15 protein-coding genes are annotated in these 22,472 nt (G+C 64.6%); 6 read left to right on the plus strand and 9 right to left on the minus strand.

What is annotated here, in order from left to right; genetic code table 11:
• The coding region (locus tag H3H51_RS07120) for a retention module-containing protein (protein WP_183088357.1) at positions 1-5,501 on the minus strand (5,501 nt) is incomplete at its 3' end.
• Between the two features lie 507 nt (positions 5,502-6,008).
• Between H3H51_RS07120 and H3H51_RS07125 the strand changes: the two genes are divergently transcribed.
• Positions 6,009-8,162, plus strand: a complete 2,154-nt coding sequence (locus H3H51_RS07125) for a type I secretion system permease/ATPase (RefSeq protein ID WP_183088358.1) — start codon at positions 6,009-6,011, stop codon at positions 8,160-8,162.
• Positions 8,155-9,516 carry an HlyD family type I secretion periplasmic adaptor subunit gene (locus tag H3H51_RS07130; protein WP_183088359.1) on the plus strand — a complete coding sequence of 454 codons (1,362 nt, stop codon included), beginning with the start codon at positions 8,155-8,157 and terminating at the stop codon, positions 9,514-9,516. The genes H3H51_RS07125 and H3H51_RS07130 overlap by 8 nt, the downstream gene beginning before the upstream one ends.
• A gap of 159 nt (positions 9,517-9,675) precedes the next feature.
• Here H3H51_RS07130 and mmsB read toward each other — a convergent pair whose 3' ends face one another.
• The 5 genes from mmsB to H3H51_RS07155 all read right to left on the minus strand — a co-directional run bounded on the left by mmsB (position 9,676) and on the right by H3H51_RS07155 (position 15,559).
• Positions 9,676-10,560, minus strand: coding sequence for a 3-hydroxyisobutyrate dehydrogenase (gene mmsB / locus H3H51_RS07135; protein WP_183088360.1), 885 nt, complete (start codon positions 10,558-10,560; stop codon positions 9,676-9,678).
• 105 nt (positions 10,561-10,665) lie between these two features.
• Positions 10,666-11,769, minus strand: a complete 1,104-nt coding sequence (locus tag H3H51_RS07140; protein WP_183088361.1) for an enoyl-CoA hydratase/isomerase family protein — start codon at positions 11,767-11,769, stop codon at positions 10,666-10,668.
• Positions 11,770-11,938: 169 nt separating this feature from the next.
• Positions 11,939-12,757 (minus strand): enoyl-CoA hydratase, encoded by an 819-nt coding sequence (locus H3H51_RS07145; protein WP_183088362.1) that lies wholly within the window; start codon positions 12,755-12,757, stop codon positions 11,939-11,941.
• Between the two features lie 127 nt (positions 12,758-12,884).
• Positions 12,885-14,048, minus strand: coding sequence for an acyl-CoA dehydrogenase family protein (locus tag H3H51_RS07150; RefSeq protein ID WP_183088363.1), 1,164 nt, complete (start codon positions 14,046-14,048; stop codon positions 12,885-12,887).
• Between the two features lie 17 nt (positions 14,049-14,065).
• Positions 14,066-15,559, minus strand: coding sequence for a CoA-acylating methylmalonate-semialdehyde dehydrogenase (locus tag H3H51_RS07155; RefSeq protein WP_183088364.1), 1,494 nt, complete (start codon positions 15,557-15,559; stop codon positions 14,066-14,068).
• A 119-nt stretch (positions 15,560-15,678) separates the two neighbouring features.
• Between H3H51_RS07155 and H3H51_RS07160 the strand changes: the two genes are divergently transcribed.
• Together H3H51_RS07160 and ampC are read left to right on the plus strand one after the other, a co-directional pair.
• The gene (locus H3H51_RS07160) at positions 15,679-16,560 is read left to right on the plus strand and encodes an AraC family transcriptional regulator (protein ID WP_183088365.1); all 882 of its coding nucleotides are present in this window, start codon (positions 15,679-15,681) and stop codon (positions 16,558-16,560) included.
• Positions 16,561-16,641: 81 nt separating this feature from the next.
• Positions 16,642-17,790, plus strand: a complete 1,149-nt coding sequence (ampC, locus tag H3H51_RS07165) for a class C beta-lactamase (protein ID WP_183088366.1) — start codon at positions 16,642-16,644, stop codon at positions 17,788-17,790.
• A 419-nt stretch (positions 17,791-18,209) separates the two neighbouring features.
• On the opposite strand, the gene H3H51_RS07170 is transcribed toward ampC, so the two are convergent.
• Positions 18,210-18,869, minus strand: coding sequence for a TetR/AcrR family transcriptional regulator (locus H3H51_RS07170; protein WP_183088367.1), 660 nt, complete (start codon positions 18,867-18,869; stop codon positions 18,210-18,212).
• 77 nt (positions 18,870-18,946) lie between these two features.
• Between H3H51_RS07170 and H3H51_RS07175 the strand changes: the two genes are divergently transcribed.
• Positions 18,947-20,053, plus strand: a complete 1,107-nt coding sequence (locus H3H51_RS07175; RefSeq protein WP_183088368.1) for a DUF2855 family protein — start codon at positions 18,947-18,949, stop codon at positions 20,051-20,053.
• Between the two features lie 83 nt (positions 20,054-20,136).
• On the opposite strand, the gene H3H51_RS07180 is transcribed toward H3H51_RS07175, so the two are convergent.
• Positions 20,137-20,550, minus strand: a complete 414-nt coding sequence (locus H3H51_RS07180; protein WP_183088369.1) for a PaaI family thioesterase — start codon at positions 20,548-20,550, stop codon at positions 20,137-20,139.
• A gap of 226 nt (positions 20,551-20,776) precedes the next feature.
• On the opposite strand from H3H51_RS07180, the gene ung reads away from it, so the two are divergent.
• Positions 20,777-21,475, plus strand: coding sequence for a uracil-DNA glycosylase (gene ung / locus H3H51_RS07185; protein ID WP_183088370.1), 699 nt, complete (start codon positions 20,777-20,779; stop codon positions 21,473-21,475).
• Here ung and H3H51_RS07190 read toward each other — a convergent pair.
• The gene (locus tag H3H51_RS07190; RefSeq protein WP_183088371.1) at positions 21,435-22,319 is read right to left on the minus strand and encodes a DUF6279 family lipoprotein; all 885 of its coding nucleotides are present in this window, start codon (positions 22,317-22,319) and stop codon (positions 21,435-21,437) included. The two genes, ung and H3H51_RS07190, sit on opposite strands and share 41 nt — an antisense overlap.
• Positions 22,320-22,472 lie beyond the last annotated feature (153 nt).

Here is a 22,472-nt window from a genome sequence, read left to right on the forward strand (position 1 = left end):
ACGGTGCGTGCATCGCCTTCGGCATCGGCGGTGGTGTAGGTGCCGGCCACTGCGCCAACGGCCACGCCGCTGTCTTCAGTGAAGTCATTGGCGGTGACGGTGATGGTCGGCGCGTCGTCGACGGCGGTGATGGTGAGGCTAACGGTGACTGGATTGGAGACTGCGCCGGTGTTGTCCTTGATGGTGTAGGTGAAGGTGTCGTTGGTGGTATCACTGCCGTTGTGCTGGTAGCTGACAGTGCCGTCGGCATTGACGGTAACGGAGCCATTGGCCGGATTGCCGGTGATGACGATGCTGGTCGGGTCGATGGTGCCATCGACATCGGTGTCGTTAATCGCCAGGTTGATCAGCACGCTGCTGCCTTCGGCCACGGTGGTACTGTCGGCGACGGCTACAGGCGCATCATTGATCGGAGTGACGCCGATATTGACGGTTACGGTGTTGCCGTCGACGGTGCCGTCATTGACTTTGTAGGTGAAACTGTCGGTGGTGGTTTCGCTGCCGTTGTGGGTGTAGCTGAAGGTGCCATCGGCATTCAGAGTTAGAGTGCCGTTGGCGGGGCCTGTAACCAGGGTGGCAGTCAGCGGGTCGCTCTCGGCATCGCTGTCATTAGTCAGCACGCTAGTGGCGCCACTGGCGAGGATGGTTGCGGTACCGCCTTCAGAAACGCTGATGCTGTCAGTGACGGCCACAGGAGCGTCGTTCACTGGGTTGACGGTGATATGTACCGTCGCTGTGGACGTGCCACCTTTTCCGTCATAAATGCCGTAAGTGAAGCTCGCAGCGCCACTAAAGCCAGGGGTGGGTGTGAAAACCACGTTGCTGCCAACCACGGAAAAGCTGCCATTCGACGCGCCGCTTATCATGTAAGCGCGCAGGCTATCGCCATCAGCATCTGTGTCGTTGGTTACCAGTTCATTCAGTGGTAACGGCAGAACCAGAGTCTGGTCCTCGTTAATGGTGTAGAAGTCGTCGTTGGCAACCGGCGCGTCATTGACCGGAGTTACACCAATGTTGACGGTGACAGTATTGCCGTCGACGCTGCCGTCATTGACCTTGTAAGTAAAACTGTCGCTAGTGGTCTCGCTGCCGTTGTGGGTGTAGCTGAACGTGCCGTTGGCGTTCAGGGTCAGGCTGCCGTTGGTGGGCCCTGTGACCAGAGTGGCCGTCAGTGGGTCGCCATCGGCATCGCTGTCATTGGCCAGTACGCTGGTCGCGCCGCCCACGAGGATGGTGGCAGTGCCACCTTCAGAGAGTGTGATGCTGTCAGTGACAGCAACCGGCACGTCGTTTTTTGGGTTGACGGTGATATTTACCGTCGCCGTGGAAGTGCCGCTGTTCCCGTCACTGATCGTATAAGTGAAGCTGTCGGAACCGGAGAAGCCGCCGTTGGGGGTGTAGATCGGATTGCCCGATACGGCGTCGATCACTACTGATCCGTTGGCGCCCTGGGTGACTCCCGTAACGGTCAGCGTATTGTTTTCCGCGTCGGTGTCGTTGCTGAGTACCGCGATAGTGACGGATAAGTTTTCGTCAGATGTTGCAGCGTCATCGTTGGCAACCGGCGCGTCGTTGACTGCAGCTACGACCACGTTAACGGTGGCGGTATTGGACGTCAGCTGTCCATCGGTGACGGTGTAGGTGAAGTTCGCGGTGCCGTTGAAGTTGGCATTGGGCGTGAAGGTGACCGTGCCATTGCTGTTGAGTACGGCGGTGCCGCCGTTGCCGCTGGTGACGCTGTTGATGATCAGCGGTGTGCCATCCGCATCGCTGTCGTTGCCGGTTAGTTGCGCGACGGTGAAGATCACCGAGGTGTCTTCAGTGGCACTAAGGCTATCGTTGACGGCCACTGGCGCGTCATTGACCGGATTGACGGTGATGGCCACCGTATCGGTATCGCTCAGGCCGTCACTGTCGGTGGTAGTGACAGTCAGTGAGTCCGCACCGTTGTAGTTGGCATCCGGCGCGTAGTGCAGGTTGTTGAGGGCAAGGTTGAGCAGGAGTTTGTTGCCGAACAGGGTAACGCTGTCGGTGCCACTGCCACTGATGGTAATGCCTGGGAACCAGCCAATTGTCAGCACGCCATGTTCGACGCTGAGGGTGGTGCTCAGGGTCTGGCTGTCAATATCGGTTAGGCCAACGTGCTTGCCACCATCCAATTGCAGCGAGCCATCCTCATTGACGCTCAGAGCGCCCGGCATGGCGTTGACCGGGGCGTCGTTCACCGCATTGATGCTGATGTTCAGGGTGGCCGTGTCCGTCAGCGTGCCGTCGCTGAGGGTGTAGGTGAACTGCGGTACCGGGCCGTTGTAGTTGGTGCCTGGGGTGAAGGTGAACTCACCGTTGCTGGCGACTGTCAGGCGGCCAACGAAGGGAATGGTGGCGGTGCTGCCAGCCGCAAAGGTGAAGGGCAGGCCGCTGATGCTGAACTGGGTCACGCTCAGGCTGTCGCCATCGACGTCGCTGTCGTTGGTGAGCAGGTTACCGGTGATCGGCGTGTCTTCGTTGGTGGTGATGCTGTCGTTGCCGGCGACTGGCGCGTCGTTGACTGCAGCCACGGCCACGTTGACGGTGGCGGTGTTGGACGTCAGCTGGCCGTCAGTGACGGTGTAGGTGAAGTCCGCCGTCCCATTGAAGTTGGCATTGGGTGTGAAGGTGACCGTGCCATCGATGTTGAGCACGGCGGTGCCGCCGTTGCCGCTGGTGACGCTGTTGATGGTCAGCGGCGAGCCTTCGACGTCGGTGTCGTTACCGGTCAGCTGCGCGGCGGTGAAGGTCACCGGGGTGTCTTCGGTAGCGCTGAGGCTGTCGTTGACGGCAACCGGTGCATCGTTGATCGGGTTGACGGTGATGGCCACCGTGTCGGTGTCGGTCAGGCCCGCGCTGTCGGTCGTGACGATGGTCAGCTGGTCGGCGCCGTTGTAGTTGGCATCCGGCGCATAGCGCAGGTTGTTGAGCGCGATGTTGATCAGAATCTGGTTGCCGGACAGGGTGATGCTGTCGGTGCCACTGCCAGTGATGGTCAGGCCAGGGAACGCGCCAATTGTCAGCACGCCATGTTCGACGCTGAGGGTGGTGCTCAGGTTCGGGCTGTCGACATCACCCACGCTGACGCGATTGCTGCCGTTGAGGCGCAGAGAACCGTCTTCGTTGACGCTCTGCGCGCCGGGCACGCCGTTGACCGGTGCATCGTTCACAGCGTTGATGCTGATGTTCAGGGTGGCTGTGTCCGTCAACGTGCCGTCGCTGAGGGTGTAGGTGAACTGCGGTACCGGGCCGTTGTAGTTGGTGCCTGGGGTGAAGGTGAATTCACCGTTGCTGGCGACTGTCAGGCGGCCAACGAAGGGAATGGTGGCGGTGCTGCCGGCATTAAAGGTGAAGGGCAGGCCGCTGATGCTGAACTGGGTCACGCTCAGGTTGTCGCCATCGACGTCGCTGTCGTTGGTGAGCAGGTTGCCGGTGACGGGCGTGTCTTCGTTGGTGGTGATGCTGTCGTTGCCGGCGACCGGAGCGTCGTTGACCGCAGCCACGGCTACGTTGACGGTGGCGGTGTTGGACGTCAGCTGGCCGTCAGTGACGGTATAGGTGAAGTCCGCCGTGCCATTGAAGTTGGCATTGGGGGTGAAGGTGACGGTGCCATCGATGTTGAGCACGGCAGTACCGCCGTTGCCACTGGTGACGCTGTTGATGGTTAGCGGCGAGCCTTCTTCATCGGTGTCGTTACCGGTCAGTTGCGCGGCGGTGAAGGTCACCGGCGTGTCTTCGCTAGTGCTCAGGCTGTCGTTGACGGCAACCGGTGCATCGTTGACCAGGGTGACGACCGGGGTGTCGCTATTCGCACCAGACAGGCTTGGCGTGCCGTTGTCGGTGACGGTCAGGTTGACCGTCGGCAGGGCATTGCCGCCGTTGACGTGGGCGGCACCGGCGGCGGTGAGTACCACCTGGCCGCCGACCAGGGCGTAGTAGCCAGCGCTGTTGCTGGTTCCAGTGAAGCTGACGGTCAGGCTATCGCCGTCTTCGTCGCTGGTGACGTAGGTGGCCGCCACCTGGCCCGCAGCAGCGCTTTCTTCGGTGAAGTCATTGGCGCTGACGGCAATGGTGGGCGCGTCGTTGACCGTGGTAACGGCAGGCGTGTCGCTGGCGGTCGCCGACAGACTCGGTGTGCCGTTGTCGGTAACGGTCAGGTTGACCGTCGGCAGGGCGTTGCCGGCGTTGACGTGGGCGGCGCCGGCGGCGGTGAGCACCACCTGGCCGCCGACCAAGGCGTAGTAGCCAGCGCTGTTGCTGGTTCCGGTGAAGCTGACGGTCAGGTTGTCGCCGTCTTCATCGCTGGTGACGTAGGTGGCCGCGACCTGGCCTGCAGCAGCGCTGTTCTCGGTGAAGTCATTGGCGCTGACGGCAATGGTGGGCGCGTCGTTGACCGTGGTAACGGCGGGCGTGTCGCTGGCGGTCGCCGACAGGCTCGGGGTGCCGTTGTCGGTGACGGTCAGGTTGATCGTCGGCAGGGCATTGCCGGCGTTGACGTGGGCGGCGCCGGCGGCTGTGAGCACCACCTGGCCGCCGACCAGGGCGTAGTAGCCAGCGCTGTTGCTGGTTCCGGTGAAGCTGACGGTCAGGTTGTCGCCGTCTTCGTCGCTGGTGACGTAGGTAGCCGCCACCTGGTTTGCAGCCGCGCTGTTTTCGGTGAAGTCGTTGGCGCTGACGCTGATGGTCGGTGCGTCGTTGATCGGGCGCACGCCGATGTTGACCACCAGGGTGCTTTGCCCGCCCTGGCCATCGCTAACCTGCACCTGGAAGCTGTCCGGGCCGTTGTAATCGGGGTTGGGCGTGTAGAGCCAGCTGCCATCGGGGTTGAAGACCAGTTGGCCGTTGTCCGGCGCATCGATCAAGTCGTAGGTCAGTGGGTCGCCATTGCCATCGACAATCACCAGTTTGCCGCCGTAGGGAACATCCTCGTCCGTTTCGACGGTGAAGGTGGCGGCCGGTGGGGGAGTGTTGAAGTCCTGGGCAGCGACCTCGAGAACGTCCTGCGGTGCGTCGCCATTGGCCAGGCCTGCGGTCTGGAAGCCGATGGTCGGGTCGAGTTGTTCGCCAGTCTCGCCCAGCAGCACGAAGCTGTGGCCGCCACCCACGCCGCCTGCGCCGCCACCACCACTGGAGCCTGGGCCCGCGGCGGTGGCTTCGAGTTCGGCTGTCGGGTCCATGCCAGCGGCGATGGCTTCTTGCAGCTGGTTGACGCTGAGGTCCTCGTCACTCGGCGGAGTCGGCGCGGCCGGTTGTTTTTCGGAGGTTTCAGCGGTGGCAACCCACTGGCTGCCCTGGCCGATTTCGAGATTCTGGCCGTCCTGCAGTTGCAGGCTGACCATGCCTTCCTGGCCGGTTTGCACCTGGTCGCCGCGGAACAGGCGGTCGCCTTCGATCAGTAGACGCTGGATACCTTCGGGGGACAGAGCAAAAACCTGGCCGACAACTGACTTTACGACTGCAACGACCGTACTCATGACGAACTCTCCAATGTCAGACTGCTTGTGGCATCCGGCCAACCACTAGATGGCGCCTCTGCCTATTGTTTTTGTGACGTACGACAAAAAAGTAGCGCCAAGCTATTGGCTTATAACTAATCGATATTGCGATTATGCCAATAATTTGACCTGTGCGCCGTCATGCTAGACAATTCTTGCGGGGATGTCACTTTGACATCGCTAGAGAAGTTCAAACTCTCCGATGAGCGGTAATGCTCTTGCCGCGACTGACCTGCAGGCCACGAATGACGGGGCTGTCGGGAGATATTTGTAAGTCCCTGTTTTCAATGGGCGGGGCTTCTGATAGATCGATAGGGTGATTTCCGTCACTGGCGAAATGTCGATCAGTGCACGGTTTGGTGGGGCGAACATATGAGGCAGGCCAGGATGGCGTGCCAGCCCGGCAGCAGGAGCTAAGGGTGGAGTAGGTTGAGCGCCGTTGCGCTCGGCCGGATGGAACCTGAACAAGAGCTGAGAGAGTCCCGCGTGACCGCAGAAACCAGCCAAGCGAAAACCCTGGGCGATCCCCGTGCCCGGCATGACGACCCCCTTCTCGACAGCCTGTTGGCGCTCTGTGCATTGCATCGACGCGCGGCCAGCCGGGCCTTGCTGACGGCTGGCTTGCCACTGCCCGCGCAGCGCCTGAGCGCCGAGTTGTTGCCGCGCGCGGCGGCGCGAGCCGGCCTGCAGGGGCGCTGGTTGCGCCGCTCACTGCAGCAGATTCCTGCGATTGCCTTGCCGGCGCTGTTGCTGCTCAAGGGCGGTGGCAGCGTTGTCCTGCTTGCGCGCCAGGGCGATCAGGCGCGCTTGCTGCTCGGCGAGAGCGATGGCGGCGAGGTGAGCGTGGCGCTCAGCGTGCTGGCCGAGGATTACAGCGGCGAGGTGTTCTTCGCCCAGCCGCGGCACCAGTTCGATCTTGATCGCGAGAGCCTGATTCCGCGCACCAAGTCCTGGTTCCGCGACACCCTCAAGCGCTCGCGCTGGCTGTATATCGATGCCATCGCGGCCAGTGTGCTGATCAACCTGATCGGCCTGTTCGCGCCGTTCTTCGTGATGAACGTCTACGACCGCGTGGTACCCAACCAGGCGCTGTCCACGCTCTGGGTGCTGGCCATCGGTATCTCCGGTGCCTACCTGTTCGATCTGCTGCTCAAGACCATGCGTGGCCTGTGCCTGGACCTGGCGGGCAAGAAGACCGACCTGATCATCTCCGCCAGCCTGTTCGAGCGCATTGTCGGCATGGCGATGAAGGCTCGGCCGGCGCGGATCGGCAGCTTCGCCCAGCACATCCACGAGTTCCAGGTGCTGCGTGACTTCCTCGCCTCGCTGACCCTGACCAGCCTGATCGATCTGCCGTTCACCCTGCTGGTGTTGCTGGTGGTGGCGGTGCTCGGCGGGCATCTGGTGTGGATTCCGCTGCTGGCCTTCCCGCTGGCCCTGGGCATCGGCTGGCTGCTGCAGAAGCCGCTGGCCGAAGCCATGGAGCGCACCATGGCGCTGGCCGCCGAGCGCCAGTCCGGGCTGATCGAGACCCTGGCTGGGCTCGATGCGGTCAAGGTCAACAACGCCGAGAGCGAACGTCAGTACCAGTGGGAGCAGACCATCGGCACCCTTGGGCGCCTGGAGCTGAGCACGCGCATGCTGTCGAGCCTGGCGCTGAACATCACCGGGGTGATCCAGCAGTTGGCCGGCGTGTTGATGATCATCGTCGGCGTGTACCTGATCATCGCCGGCGAGCTCAGCATGGGCGGCCTGGTGGCCTGCTACATGCTCAACAGCCGTGCACTCGGCCCGCTGGGCCAGCTTTCCGGGCTGCTGACCCGTTACCAGCAGGCGCGGGTGAGCATGCAGGGCATCGACCAGATGATGGCGCTGCCGCAGGAGCGCGAGCAGCAGGAGCGGCCGCTGACCCGCGCCCGCCTGCAGGGCGCGATCGAATGCCGGCAACTGGACTTCCATTACCCGCAGCAGCAGAACCATGCGCTCAAGGGCATCGACCTGGTGATCAAGCCCGGTGAGAAGGTCGGCATCATCGGCCGCAGCGGCTCGGGCAAGAGTTCCCTGGCGCGCCTGCTGGTCGGCCTCTACCAGCCCGATGGTGGCAGCCTGCTGGTGGATGGCGTGGACATCCGCCAGCTGGACGTCAGCGACTTGCGCCACAACATCGGCTACGTGCCCCAGGACATCCAGCTGTTCAGCGGCAGCCTGCGCGACAACCTGGTCAGCGGCGCCCGCTATGTGGATGACGAGCGCGTGCTGCAGGCCGCCGAACTGGCTGGCGTGCACGAGTTCGCCCGCCTGCATCCGCAGGGCTACGAACTGCCTGTGGGCGAGCGCGGTCAGCAGCTTTCCGGTGGCCAGCGGCAGAACGTCGCCCTGGCCCGTGCGTTGTTGCTCGATCCGCCGATCCTGTTACTCGACGAACCCACCAGCGCCATGGACAACACCGGTGAGGAGCGCCTCAAGCAGCGCCTGCAGGCGGTGATCGCCGACAAGACCCTGCTGCTGGTCACTCACCGTACCTCGCTACTCAGCCTGGTGGACCGCCTGATCATCGTCGACCGTGGGCGGATCATCGCCGACGGGGCCAAGGCCGATGTCATGGACGCGTTGAAGAAAGGGAGGATTTCCGGTGCTTAATTCGCTGTTTGGTGCGCAACTGCGCGCCTACTTCAAGGGCCGTGATGCGGTTGCCGGGCAACCCCTGCCGGAAGTGCGCAAGGCGCTGGTGGAGGATGCCCCGCATATCGTGCGCCTGACCATCTGGTGCCTGATCGGCTTCTTCCTGTTCGGCATGCTCTGGGCGCACTTCGCCGTGGTCGACGAAGTCACCCGCGGCGATGGCAAGGCCATTCCGTCGTCCAAGCTGCAGAAAATCCAGAACCTCGAAGGCGGCATCGTCGCCGAGCTGTTCGTCCGTGAAGGCCAGGTGGTGGAGGCGGGTGCGCCGCTGCTGCGCCTGGACGACACGCGCTTCGCCTCTAACGTCGGCGAAACCGAGGCCGATCGCCTGGCCCTGCTGCTGCGCGTCGAGCGCCTGAGTGCCGAGGTCGAGGGGCGCGAGTTGGCGTTTCCGACCGCGATCATCGACGCGGTGCCGCACCTGGCCGCCAGTGAGCGCGCGCTGTTCGAGAGCCGCCAGTCGCAACTGCGCGACGAGGTGGGCGGGGTCGAGGAGCAACTGGTGCAACGTCAGCAGGAGCTGCGCGAGTTTGCCTCCAAGCGCGACCAGTACAGCCGCAGCCTGAGCCTGCTGCGCCAGGAAATCGACATGTCCGAGCCGCTGGTGGCCAAGGGCGCGATGTCCCAGGTCGAGCTGCTGCGCCTGCGCCGCGCCGAGGTGGAGAACCGCGGCGAGCTGGACGCCACCAGCCTGGCCATCCCGCGTGCCGAGTCGGCGATCAAGGAAAGCCAGCGCAAGATCGATGAGACCCGTGGGCGCTTCCGCAGCGACGCGCTGACCGAACTCAACGAGGCGCGCACCGACCTGAGCAAGATCCAGGCGACCGGCAAGGCCCTGGAAGACCGGGTCAACCGTACCCTGGTCACTTCGCCGGTGCGCGGCATCGTCAAGCAGCTGCTGGTCAATACCATCGGCGGGGTGATCCAGCCGGGCAGCGACCTGGTGGAGATCGTGCCGCTGGACGACAGCCTGCTGGTGGAAGCGCGCATCCGTCCGCAGGACATCGCCTTCCTCCATCCCGGCCAGCCGGCGGTGGTCAAGTTTACGGCCTATGACTACACCATCTACGGCGGCCTGCAGGCCAAGCTGGAGCAGATCGGCGCCGACACCATCACCGATGAAGAAGGCAACAGCTTCTACCTGATCCAGCTGCGCACCGACAAAAGCCACCTGGGCAGCGAGGAACATCCGTTGCTGATCATCCCCGGCATGGTCGCCTCGGTGGACATCATCACCGGCAAGAAGAGCGTGCTCAGCTACCTGCTCAAGCCCATCCTGCGGGCCCGCTCGGAAGCGCTGCGCGAGCGCTGAGCCAGGTTTGGCTGTAAACAAAAACGCCGCATTCGATGCGGCGTTTTTTGTTGGTGCGACGGTCGTGCAAGCCAGCGTGCGGGATCGTGTAGGACGGGTGTAACCCGCGTGCTCGGCAACGCGGGTTGCACCCGCCCTACGGGGGATAGCCAGCGCGGGTTACTCGACAAACAGCTTCTGCACCGCCGAGAAGTCCAGCTTGCCGTTACCCTGCTTGAGCAGCAGGCGATACAGCTGCAGGGCCAGGGCGCCCATCGGCGTGCTGCTGGCGGTGGCTTGCGCGGCTTCCTGGGCCAGGCCGAGGTCCTTGGCCATCAGCTCGGCCATGAAACCGCCGCTGTAGCCCTTGGACGCCGGCGCGTTTTCCATCACGCCGGGCCAGGGGTTGTACTTCTCCAGGGTCCAGTTGCCGCCCGAGCTCTGGCGCATGATCTCGGCCAGTACGGCCGGGTCCAGGCCGCTGGCCACGCCCAGGGCCATGGCTTCGGCGGTGCCGATCATCTGCACGGCGAGTAGCTGGTTGTTGCACACCTTGGCCACCTGGCCGGCGCCATCGGGGCCGGCGTGGAAGAGGTTCTTGCCCATCGCAGCGAGGATCGGCCGGGCTTTCTCCAATGCCTCGGCCTGGCCGCCGACCATGAACGTCAGGGTGCCGGCCGCCGCGCCGGCGGTGCCGCCGGACACCGGCGCGTCGAGCAGATCGATGCCGCGGGCCTTGGCGGCCGCGTGCACCTTGCGCGCCGAATCCGGGGCGATGGTCGAGCACTCCAGTACCAGGCTGCCGGGGGCGATCTGTGCCAGCAGGCCGCTGTCGCCCAGGTACAGCCCTTCGACGTGGCGGCTGGCGGGCAACATGCTGACCACCACTGTGGCGCCCTGCACCGCATCGCTGGCATCGCGGGCAGCCATCGCGCCTTCACTCACCAGCTCGCTGACGGCGGTGGGCAGCAGGTCGAAGACCTTGAGGGCGAAGCCGGCCTTGAGCAGGTTACGGGCCATGGGCAGGCCCATGTGGCCGAGGCCGATAAAGGCGATCTGAGTCATTGTTATTGTTCTCCTCGTAGCGGGTGCCGGATGTAACGGTTGTAGGAGCCAGCTTGCTGGCGATCTGGGCACTGGATCGCCAGCAAGCTGGCTCCTACAGGAAGCTCACAGGTCTGCCAGCGGGTGTGGGCCGTCCCACACCGGTTCGAAGTGTGCGGCGATCACGGCAGCGGGGATGCTGGCTACATCGGCCCAGTGCCAGCGCGGCGCCTGGTCCTTGTCGATCAGGCGGGCGCGCACGCCTTCGGGGAATTCCGGGTGGCGGCAGCAGTTCAGGCTCATGGCGTACTCCATGCGGAACACTTCGCCAAGGGACAGGTGCTTGGCCCGGCGGATCTGTTCCCAGACCAGGTGCGCAGTGAGCGGGCAGCCCTCGGCCAGGGTCTTGGCGGCGCGGGCCAGGGGCAGGTCGCTGTCGTTATGCAGCGCGGTGAGCGCGCGCCAGGCACTGGGCAAGTCAGCGCTGTCGAGCAGGGTGTCGATGCGCTCGCGGCGCGGCAGCCACTGCGCCTGTGGCAGGTCGGCGCGGGCTTCCTGTTCCAGGGCCCGCAGCAGGCTGGTGAGCTGCGCCGGGGCCTGTTCCTGCCAGTTCATTTGCACCAGGCCTTCGATCAGCAGGTCTTGCTGGTCGTCGCGCAGGAAGCGATCGGCCAGATTGAGGTCGAGGGCGTCGCGGGCGTTGATGCCGCTGGCGGTGAGGCCGAGGAACAGGCCGAGCTTGCCCGGCAGGCGAGCAAGGAACCAGCTGCCGCCGACATCCGGGTACAGGCCGATATTGATCTCCGGCATGGCCAGACGGCTGCTCGGTGTGACGATGCGTACGCCGGCACCTTGCATCAGGCCCATGCCGCCACCCAGCACATGGCCGTGGGCCCAGCAGATCAGCGGTTTCGGGTACGTGTGGATGCGCTGGTCGAGGCGGTATTCATCGGCGAAGAAGCGCCGCGCCAGGGGTGGGATCTCGCCCGGATGTTCGCGGCACTGGTGCACCAGTTGCACCACGTCGCCGCCGGCACAGAAGGCCTTGGGCCCGTTGCCGCGCAGCAGCACGCAGGCGATGGTTGGGTCGTCGGCCCAGGCGCGCAGTTTGGCGTCCAGCGCCTCGATCATCGGCAGGGTCAGGGCGTTGAGGCTCTTCTCCGCATCCAGGCTGGCGATGCCGATGCGGTAGCCATGCAGGCCGGGACGTTCTTCGAAATGCACGTTCATCTAGGTGTCCATCGTAGGGTGGATGGCGCTCTATCCATCCACCGAGCGGGGGTTGTGGTGGATGTAAAAGGCGACATCCACCCTACGGTATTCGGTTGCGCTGTGTAGGGCGGGTGCAACCCGCGGCTTGTGTTGCAGGTCCATCACGCGGGTTGCACCCGCCCTACGGTCACTTGTTGCGCCACTGCGGGTCGCGTTTCTCGAGGAAGGCGTTGACCCCTTCGCGGGTGTCGTCGGCGTCGAACAGGTCGACGAAGCGCTCGCGCTCTTCCGGCAGCCAGGTGTTCGGCCCACGCTCGCGGGCGCCCTGGATCAGCGGCTTGATGGTGCGTACCGCCACCGGGCTCTGCCGGGCCACCTTGGATGCCAGCAGCAGGGCATGGCCACGGGCTTCGCCGCTGTCCACCACCTGTTCGACCAGGCCGATGCGCAGGGCGGTTTCCGCGTCGATGCGCTCGCCGCAGAGGATCATCCGTTTGGCCCAGCCTTCGCCGATCAGCCAGGGCAGGGCCTGGGTGCCGCCGGCGCAGGGCAGCAGGCCCACCGTGGCTTCCGGCAAGGCCATTTGCGCCTGGCGCTCGGCGATGCGGATGTCGCAGGCCAGGGCGCATTCCAGGCCGCCACCCATGGCGTAGCCGTTGATCGCGGCAATCGACACCCCACGGAAATCACGCAGGGCCTCGAAGGCCTCGCCAAAGCGCCGGGCCATCTCGCGGGCGCGGGCCTTGTCGCCATCGGCGAACAGGTTGAGGTCGGCGCCGGCGCTGAAGAACTTGCCGCCCTGGCCGGTCATCACCAGGGCGTAGATATCGTCGTCGTGGTTGAGGTGCTCGATCAGCTGCTTGAGGCCGATCAGCGAGTCGCGGTCCCAGGTGTTGGCCGGCGGGTGGTTGATGGTGATCAGCGCGGTATGGCCGTGCTTCTCCACGGTGATCTTGTGGGTCAGGTCGAAAACCCCGGGTTTGTAGGCTTCGATGGCGTTGCTCATACATGTCCTCACAGCGGTCTGCGTTTGTAGGAGCCAGCTTGCTGGCGATCAGTGCCCCGTCAGGTAACGACTTCGCTAGCCAGGATCGCCAGCAAGCTGGCTCCTACAGGTGTGGTATTGCCTAAGGCTACAGCAGGCGATCAAGCATGCCGCCCTGGTCCAGCAGGCGGCGGGCGATGATCACCCGCATGATTTCGTTGGTGCCTTCGAGTATCTGGTGCACGCGGCTGTCGCGCACCCAGCGCTCCAGCGGGTAGTCGTTGAGATAGCCGTAGCCGCCGTGAAGTTGCAGCGCCTCGTTGCACAGGGTGAAGCAGTGGTCGGTGGCGAAACGCTTGGCCATGGCGCAGTACAGGCTGGCCTCGCCGTCACCGTGATCCAGCTTGTGCGCGGCCAGACGCACCATCTGCCGGCTGGCGGTGAGGTCGGTGAGCATGTCGGCCAGCTTGAACTGCAGGGCCTGGAATTCGCTGAGCGCCTTGCCGAACTGCTTGCGCTCCTCGACGTAGCGCAGGCTCTGCTCCAGCGCGGCCTGGGCCGCGCCCAGTGAGCAACTGGCAATATTGATGCGCCCGCCGTCCAGGCCCTTCATCGCGTAGACGAAGCCCTGGCCCTCGGGGCCGATGCGGTTGCCCGCCGGGATGCGCACGCCCTCGAAGGTGATGGTGCGGGTTGGTTGCGCGCGCCAGCCCATCTTCAGCTCGTTACGCCCGTACTTCACACCCTCGGCGTCGCCCGGCACCAGGAAGCACGACACGCCCTTGGCACCTTCTTCGCCGGTACGGGCCATGACGATCAGCACATCGGTGCTGCCGGCGCCGGAGATAAAGCACTTGCTGCCGTCCAGCACGTATTCGTCGCCGTCACGCTTGGCACGGGTGCGCAGGCGCGCGGCGTCGGAGCCGGCGTCCGGTTCGGTCAGGCAGTAGGAGGCCAGCAGCTCGCCGGAAGTCAGGCGCGGTAGCCAGGCGTCCTTGAGCGCGGCATCGCCGAACGAGGCGAGCATCCACGAAGCCATGTTGTGGATGGTGAAGAAGGCGGTGGTGGCCACGCAGCCGGCGGACAGCTGCTCGAAGATCAGCGAGCTGGACAGGCGTGATAGGCCCAGGCCGCCGTCCTCTTCCTTTATATACAGGGCCAGGTAGCCCTGCGCGGCGGCGCGCTTGATCACATCCACCGGGAAGTGGTGGTCGCGGTCCCAGTCGGCGGCATGCGGCGTCAGTTCGTGCGCGGCGAAGGCGCGGGCGCTGTCGACCAGCAGGCGTTGTTCCTCAGTCAGATCGAAATCCATAACGTGTCCCTGGCGGGTTACTTGAGCTGGATGGTCATGTTCGGGCCGCTGACCGGCGTGTCATCAAACCAGCGACTGGTGACCGTCTTGGTCTCGGTGTAGAAGCGCACCGCCTGCTTGCCGTAGGCATGCAGGTCACCGTAGAACGAGCCTTTCCAGCCAGTGAAAGAGAAGAACGGCAGCGGCACCGGGATCGGCACGTTGATGCCCACCTGGCCGACTTCCACCGCATGCTGGTAGTGCCGCGCGGCACCGCCGGAGCGGGTGAAGATCGAGGTGCCATTGCCATAGGGGCTGCCGTTGACCAGCTCGATGGCCTGCTCCAGGGTGTCGACCTCCATGCACACCAGTACCGGGCCGAAGATCTCCTCGCGGTACAGGCCCATCTTGGTGGTCACGCCGCGGAACAGGGTCGGGCCCAGCCAGTTGCCGTTCGGGTAGCCCTCGACCGTGCACTGCGAACCATCGACCAGGCACTGCGCGCCTTCGGCCTTGCCCTCGGCGATCAGGCGCTGCACGCGCTGCTTGGCCTGCTGGCTGATCAGCGGGCCGTAGGCGGCGCTCGGGTCTTTCCAGTAGCCGGGCTTGAGCTCGGCGATCTGCGCGGCCAGCTCGTCGATCCAGGCCTTCGATTCACCCACGAACACCGCCACGCTGATCGCCATGCAGCGCTGGCCGGCCGCGCCGCAGCTGGCGCCGAGCAGGTTGCTGATGACTTGGTCCTTGGGTGCGTCGGGCATGATCACCATATGGTTCTTCGCCCCGGCGAAGGCCTGCACGCGCTTCAGGTGCTGGGTGCCGGTGCGGTAGATGTGCTGGCCGACCGGCACCGAGCCGACGAAGGAAATGGCGCGGATGTCCTCGTGTACCAGCAGGGCGTCGACCACTTCGCGGCCGCCGTGCAGCACCTGCAGCACGCCCTTGGGCGCGCCGGCTTCGATAAACAGTTCCGCCAGGCGGTTGGGCGTCAGCGGGTCCTGCTCGGACGGCTTGAGGATGAAGCTGTTGCCGCAGGCGATGGCCAGCGGAAACATCCACAGCGGGATCATCGCCGGGAAGTTGAACGGGGTGATGCCGACACACACGCCGAGCGGCTGGATATAGCTGGCGGTGTCTATCTCGCGGGCGACGTTCTCCACCGTCTCGCCCATCATCAGGCTGCAGATGTTGGCCGCGTGCTCGGCCACCTCGATGCCGCGCCAGACATCGCCCTTGGCGTCGGCGAAGGTCTTGCCGGTTTCTTGCGCGAGGATTTCCGCCAGCTCGTCGTGGTGTTCCTTGAGCAGGTGCTGGTAGCGCAGCATCAGCCGCGCGCGTTCCGGTACCGGCACTTCGCGCCAGGTGAGGAAGGCGCTCTTGGCGCTGGCGATGGCCGCCTCGATTTCCTCGTGGGTGGCCTTGGGCGCCAGGGCCAGGACCTCCTGGGTGGCCGGGTCGGTCACTTCGATCAGTTCGCGGGAGTGGCTGGTCTGCCATTCGCCGGCAATCAATTGGGGGATCACGCGGGCCATCAGGTGTCTCCTGAACTTTTTGTTATGTGCCCCAGTTATAGCCACTGACTCAGGGCTTGTGGATTGACGATCTTGTCGCAGGGATGGACGATCTTGGTATTGCTCGTCGAGGCGTGAACATGAACACAGCGGTGGAAACCTCCAACTGGCCGTTGCCGGCCAATGGTCTGCGCTTCATCACCACGCCGCGCCTGCGCCGCCTGTTGGCACGCCAGCCATTGGCCGCCGGCTGCTTTCCGCTGGCCCTGGGGTTTTACCCGGAAGCGGCAGGGCACCGCATGCAGCGCCAGCAGCCGGACGACCATCTGCTGATCTACTGCCGCGCCGGGCGTGGCTGGCTGGACAGCGAGGATGGACGATTGGAGGTTGGCGGTGGTGACCTGCTGTTGTTGCCCAAGGGCCAGGCGCATGCCTATGGCGCCGATGCCGAACGGCCCTGGACGCTGTACTGGGTGCATTTCGACGGCAGCCTGTGCGAGGACTTCCTGCGCCTGCTCGGCCCGCTGCGCTTGCGCCATATCGGCGTGCAGCCGCGCCTGCTGGCGGACTTCGACGCGCTGCTCGGCCTGCATCGCCAGGGCCTCAACCTGCCGCATTTCATCCATGCCGCGCATCAGCTGCAGGCGCTGCTGAGTTCCCTGGCGATCCTGCCGGCGCGGGCCAACCTCAAGTCCGGGCGGGTGCTGGACGTGGACGCAGTGCAGGCGGTAATGCGTGCGCACCTGCACGACAGCCTCAACCTTGACCAGTTGGCAGCGCAGTTCAAGCTGTCGCGCTTCCACTTCGCCAAGACCTACCGCGCCCTGACCGGCCATGCGCCGATCCAGGACTTCATCAACCTGAAGATGGCCCACGCCTGCCGCCTGCTCGACCAGGGAACCCTGGAGGTGCGGCAGGTCGGCGAGCAGCTGGGTTATGACGATCCCTATTACTTCTCGCGCCTGTTCAGGAAAGTAGTGGGTATGGCGCCCAGCCATTACCGGGCGTTGCATCAGGGTTGATGGCGTCGCGCAGGGTTTGGGCGCAGGGGAGTCGAGGTGGTAATTTCTGCTCCCCACGCCACCACATCGAGGATCAACCGCATGCACTCAACCGCCAAGCTGTTTGCCGCGCTGCTCCTGCTGGCCGGTAGCCGGCTGGCACTGGCAGTTAACCCGTCGGCGGACATCGATGCCTTGGTGCACAGCGCTGCGGCAGAGGTGATGCAGCAGCACCAGATCCCCGGCCTGGCCATCGCAATCACCGCGCAGGGCCAGCAGCGCTTCTACAACTACGGCGTGGCTTCCCGGCAGACAGGGCAGCCGATCAGCAGCGACACGCTGTTCGAGATCGGTTCGATCAGCAAGACCTTCACCGCCACGCTGGCCACATACGCCCAGGCCAAGGGCCAGCTGTCGTTGGACGACAAGGTCGGCAAGTACCTGCCCGAGCTGCAGGGCAGCCCGTTTGCCGAAGTGACGCTGATCAACCTGGCGACCCACACCGCCGGCGGTTTTCCCCTGCAGGTGCCAGACGCGGTACACAACACCGCCCAGCTGATGGACTACCTCAAGGCCTGGCAGCCGCAGTACCCCGCGGGTAGCCAGCGCACCTACGCCAACCCGAGCATCGGCATGCTCGGCGTGATCGTGGCCAGGAGCCTGCACGTGCCCTACGCCCATGCGCTGGAACAGCAGCTGTTTCCTGCGCTGGCCATGCCCAATAGCTACCTGCAGGTGCCGGCGAACAAGCAGGCTCTCTACGCCCAGGGCTACAGCAAGGATGATGCGCCGGTCAGGCTGAACCCCGGCGTGCTGGCCGCCGAGGCCTACGGAGTGAAGACCAGCGCCAGGGACCTGCTGCATTTCGTCGAAGCCCAGCTGGGGCAAGCCGAGTTGGAGCCAGCGCTCAAGCAGGCGCTCAGCGCTACCCGCACCGGCTATTTCACGCTGGGAGCAATGACCCAGGACCTGATCTGGGAGCAATACAACTACCCGATCGCGCTGGATGCCCTGCTGCAGGGCAACTCCAGCCAGATGGCCTACCAGAGTCATGCGGTCAGCGCGCTGCAGCCCCCATTGCCGGCGCAGGACGCGGTGTGGGTCAACAAGACCGGCTCGACCAACGGCTTCGGCGCCTATGTGGCGTTCGTGCCGGCCAAACAGATCGGCATCGTCCTGTTGGCCAACCGCAACTACCCCAACGAGGATCGCGTGCGCCTGGCGTACCGGATACTCAGCGCATTGGAGTGATTGATCGTTTCCACGCTCCGCGTGGGAATGCCGCCCTCGACGCTCCAGCGTCCAGCACTGGATTCCCGCCTGCGCGGGAATGACGAGGTGGGAAGAGGGCGTGGTGTTCCTTCCTCTGTCATCCTCGCGAAGGCGGGGATCCAAAATAACCGCGCCGTTGGTCGTTTGATCGTTCCAACGCTGCGTGCGGAAATTTGGCCTTCGACGCTCCAGCGTCCGGCACTGGATTCCCGCCTACGCGGGAATGACGATGTGGGAAGAGGGCGTGGTGTTCCTTCCCCCGTCATCCTCGCGAAGGCGGGGATCCAAAAAAACGTGCTGTTGATCGCTTGATCGTTCCCGCGCTCTACGTGGAAATGCAGCCCTCGACGCTCCAGCGTCCAGCACGAGCGGTGGAAAACGCTGCGTGGTTTTCCACCCTACCGGAGTGGGGTCTGTGCGCCAGCGGCCACCGAATCGCTGATCGCCAACTGGCAGAAACGCTCCATCTGCTCGGCCCAGCGCTGCATGCGCGGCGCGTCCAGTTGCACCAGCAGGGCGTAGCGGCGGCCGCCCCAGACGGCCAGGTGCAGGGCTTCGACGGTTGCGGTTGACGGGGTGGCAGGCAGGTCGTCGGCGGCGTCGAGCACGCGGCGCCAGATCCCCAGTAGTTCTTCATAGGCACGTTGCTGGTGTTTTTGCTCGGCAACCAGCGATTCCAGTTCGAGCATGTCGGGATGGAACCAGGACTGGTTGCCTTCCACCCCCGAGAGAATCCGCACCAGCTTGCTCAGGCGGGCCTGCCAGGTCAGCCCCGTCGGTTGCACGGCCTGCAGTTCGATGGCCTCCAGCAGGGTCTCGATGCAGTAGCGCACGTAGCCGGAATGCAGTGCGTGTTTGCTGGGGAAATAGTCGTACAGGGTGCCGACGGCCACACCCGCTTCCAGGGCAATGGCGCGGGTGGTGAGTTTGTCCCAGCCATCGCGCTGCCAAATCCGAACATAGGTGTCGAAGATCGCCTGCACGGTGACCTTCGCCCGGGCCTGGGTCGGGCGTTTGAGCGGTTTGGCGCGGCTTTCGGCAGGTGGTTTGCTGGTCATGGCTTTCCGAACCCGTCAGTCATGGGCACAGGCTACAGTCATTGCCCCTTCGTTTCACCCGTCCAAGGTGTGCCCAGATGACCGTGATCAGCCAGCTCCAGAACAACAAGCGAGACCTGCAGCAAACCCGTATTGCCACGCGCCCGCTGCCTGCCTTGCGCGAGGGTGAAGCCCTGCTGCGCATCAGCCAGTTGGCCCTGACCACCAACAACATCACCTACGCCGCGTTCGGTGAAACGCCGCACCTGCGCTACTGGGATTTTTACCCGACCCACGACGCCGACTGGTTCCACATGCCGGCCTGGGGTTTTGCCGAAGTGGTGGAGTCGACGGTCGGTGGCCTGGCCCCTGGCGAGCGCTTCTATGGTTTCTGGCCGGTTGCCAGCCATGTGCTGATGAAGCCGGTGCGTGTTGGCGAGCGCGGTTTCTATGACGGTGCCGAACATCGTCTGGAGCTGACCTCGGCCTACAACCAGTACCAGCGCATCAGCACCGATGCCGCCTATCGCGCGGCGGACGAGCACTACCAGATGCTCCTGCGGCCGCTGTTCATCACCTCGTTCATGCTGGCCGACTTCCTCGAAGACAACGACTTCTTCGGCGCCCGGCAGGTCGTGGTGTCCAGCGCGTCGAGTAAAACCGCCTATGGCACGGCGTTCTGCCTGGAAAACAACCCACGGGTGGAACTGGTTGGCCTGACCTCGGCCGGCAACACCGACTTCGTCGCCGAGCTGGGCTGCTACGCCCGTGCCGTGGACTACAACCAGGTGGAAAGCCTCGATCCGTCGATCCCCACCCTGTACGTGGATTTCTCCGGCAGCCGCGACCTGCGCGCGCGCATCCACCAGCACTTCGGTAACCAGCTGGTGCACGACTGCTACGCGGGCTCGGCACAGAGCCACGAACACATCAACAGCGCCGACATGGATTTGCCGGGCCCGCAACCGCAGCCGTACTTCGCGCCGTACCAGATCAAGAAGCGCAACGCCGACTGGGGCGCCGAAGAGGTGACGCGCAAGTTCAACGCGGCGCAGCTGGCGTTCATCAAACGCGTTGGCGATGCGCAACAGCCGTGGATGCAGGTCAACGAGCATGTTGGTCTGGAAGCAGCGCAGCGCCTGGTGGAGTCGCTGATTGCTGGTGACATCGACCCCAAGGCGGGCCACGCCGTAGTGCTCGACTGAGTCCGCCTGCAGATCGGTGTGGCAGGGTGGACAAGGCTTTGCTTGTCCACCGACGAGATTACCCAGCAGCCCCCGCGCGAGCGTCAGACCCGCGCGATGGTCGCCAGGCCCGTCGCCACCAGCTTCTCCTGGCCATCCTTGATCGCGAACACATCTGCCCGGCACACCGCCTGGCGTTGGCCGGCCTTGAGCACTTCGCTGCGGCACACCAGGCGCTCGCCCAGGGCCGGGGCGAGCAGGTTGAGCTTGTACTCGCTGGTAACCACGTCGCCGACCAGCGAGGCGGCGGCCCAGGCGCAGCCGCTGTCGACCATGAAACCGACCACCGCGCCGTGCATGTAGCCGTGGTGCTGGCACAGGTCGGGGCGGCTGTGTACCTGCAGTCTGACTTTGCCCGGCTCGAAGTCGAGCAGTTCGGCGCCGAGTAGCTGGGCGAAGGTGGAGTGCTCCAGCGCCTGTTCCAGGCGCTCACGGCTGATACCGGTGGTAGTGCTCATGCTGGTTGCTCCGTTGGGTGAGCGTGCAGTCTTGTCCCGCCAGGCGGGGGGCGGCAATCTGCATCCAGGGGCGTGATGGCAGCGCATCAGGTGGTCGCGTAGGGCGGGTGCAACCCGCGAATGGGCAGGGCGCGGGTTGCACCCGCCCTACGTCCACTCAACCTTGACTTGCCGGGGTGCCTTCCTTAGCGTGCCGCTTCTGTTTTTACCTGTGCAGGAACCCCGCATGAGCGTCGACGACCGCATCAAACTCGAACCCGGCTGGAAAGAGGCCCTGCGCGAGGAGTTCGACAAGCCGTACATGGCGCAGCTCAGCGACTTCCTGCGCGCCGAGAAGGCGGCCGGCAAGGTGATCTTTCCGCCGGGGCCGATGATCTTCAATGCGCTCAATTCCACGCCGTTGGATCAGGTCAAGGTGGTGATCATCGGCCAGGACCCGTACCACGGCCCGGGCCAGGCCCACGGTCTGTGTTTCTCGGTGCAGCCAGGGGTCCCGGCGCCGCCCTCGCTGGTGAATATCTTCAAGGAGCTCAAGCGCGACCTGAACATCGACATCCCGGCCCATGGCTACCTGCAGAGCTGGGCCGAGCAGGGCGTGCTGCTGCTCAACACCTCGCTCACGGTGGAGCAGGCCAACGCCGGCTCGCATGCCGACAAGGGCTGGCAGCCGTTCACCGACAAGGTCATCGAGGCGGTCAATGCGCGGCCGGGCAACCTGGTGTTCCTGCTCTGGGGCGCCCATGCGCAGGGCAAGCAGAAGCTGATCGATGCCACCCGCCATCTGGTGCTGAAGTCGGCGCATCCATCACCGCTGTCGGCCTACCGTGGCTTCCTCGGCAACGGTCATTTCAGCCGCACCAACAAGTACCTGGAGCAGTGCGGCCTCACTCCGATCGACTGGCGACTGCCGGCGTTGCAGGGCTGACACAGGCCAGGCCATCGAGGTCCTGGCGCAGCTCGTGCAGGCGTTGCAGCAGGTGTTGCTGCTGGCGGCTGTCGGCGCTGTTGATCAGCTCGGCGAACAGCTGCGCCAGCGCCGTTTGTGAGCGCGCGAACTGCTCCCGGTGGGCCGGGGTCCAGAAGTCCGTGCGCTGTTGCAGCAGGTGACGCAGTTGTTGGTTGAAGTCCTCGCTGCTGCGTTGCTCCAGCGTCGCCAGAAAGGCGTCCTGCCAGCGTGCACGGTTGTCGAACCACAGCCTGCTCTGCTGCTCGGGCTTCTGCGCCCAGCGTGCGATCAGGTTTTTCTGCGCGGTCGACAGGCTGCCCAGCCAGGGTTCGAATCTTTCTACCATGCGCTCCTGGCGCTCGCTGACCTGCTGCGCCGGGCTCGGCTCCAGGTATTCCTGGCGCAATTCGCGGTCCTCCTGCGCAAGTCGCTTGCGTAGATGGGCCACCTGCGCGGGGCTGAGGCCGCGCAGCAGCTCGGTGACGGTCGGCGTGGTCTGCACGGCAATGGTATCGATGGCCTGGCGCAACTGGTCGAACTGGGCATCGAGCTGCGCAGGGTCGAGCGGCCTTGCGCCGATCAGCTGCTCGCTGCGCTGTAACCAGTCGGAGTACAGCGGCAGCTGAGTGCTGCAATGCCAGCGCAGGTGGTTGTGCAGGCGGGGCTTGAGCCACTGCTTCTGCTGACGGCTGAGGTCGAGGTAATCGTCGAGCGACCAGCTGATCAGCCAGTCGAGGTTGCGGTAGCCAATATCCAGGCGGCTGCATGCGCCCAACAGCAGGGTGGTGCAGAGCAGGGCAAGGGTGAGGCGATGCAGGCGCATGGCGGGGCTCGCGTGGTAGCTATCGGCAAACAAGATAGAGCAAGGTGGCCGGGCAACGTTCCTTGGGACACATGCGCTAAACATCTATCGCTCAATTGTCTGGCGCAAGGCAGCTTGCGGATGGCTAAACGTGCTGTGCTTTTGTAGGAGCCC

Origin of the sequence: Aquipseudomonas ullengensis (assembly GCF_014174475.1) — a bacterium.
Lineage (GTDB): Bacteria > Pseudomonadota > Gammaproteobacteria > Pseudomonadales > Pseudomonadaceae > Aquipseudomonas > Aquipseudomonas ullengensis.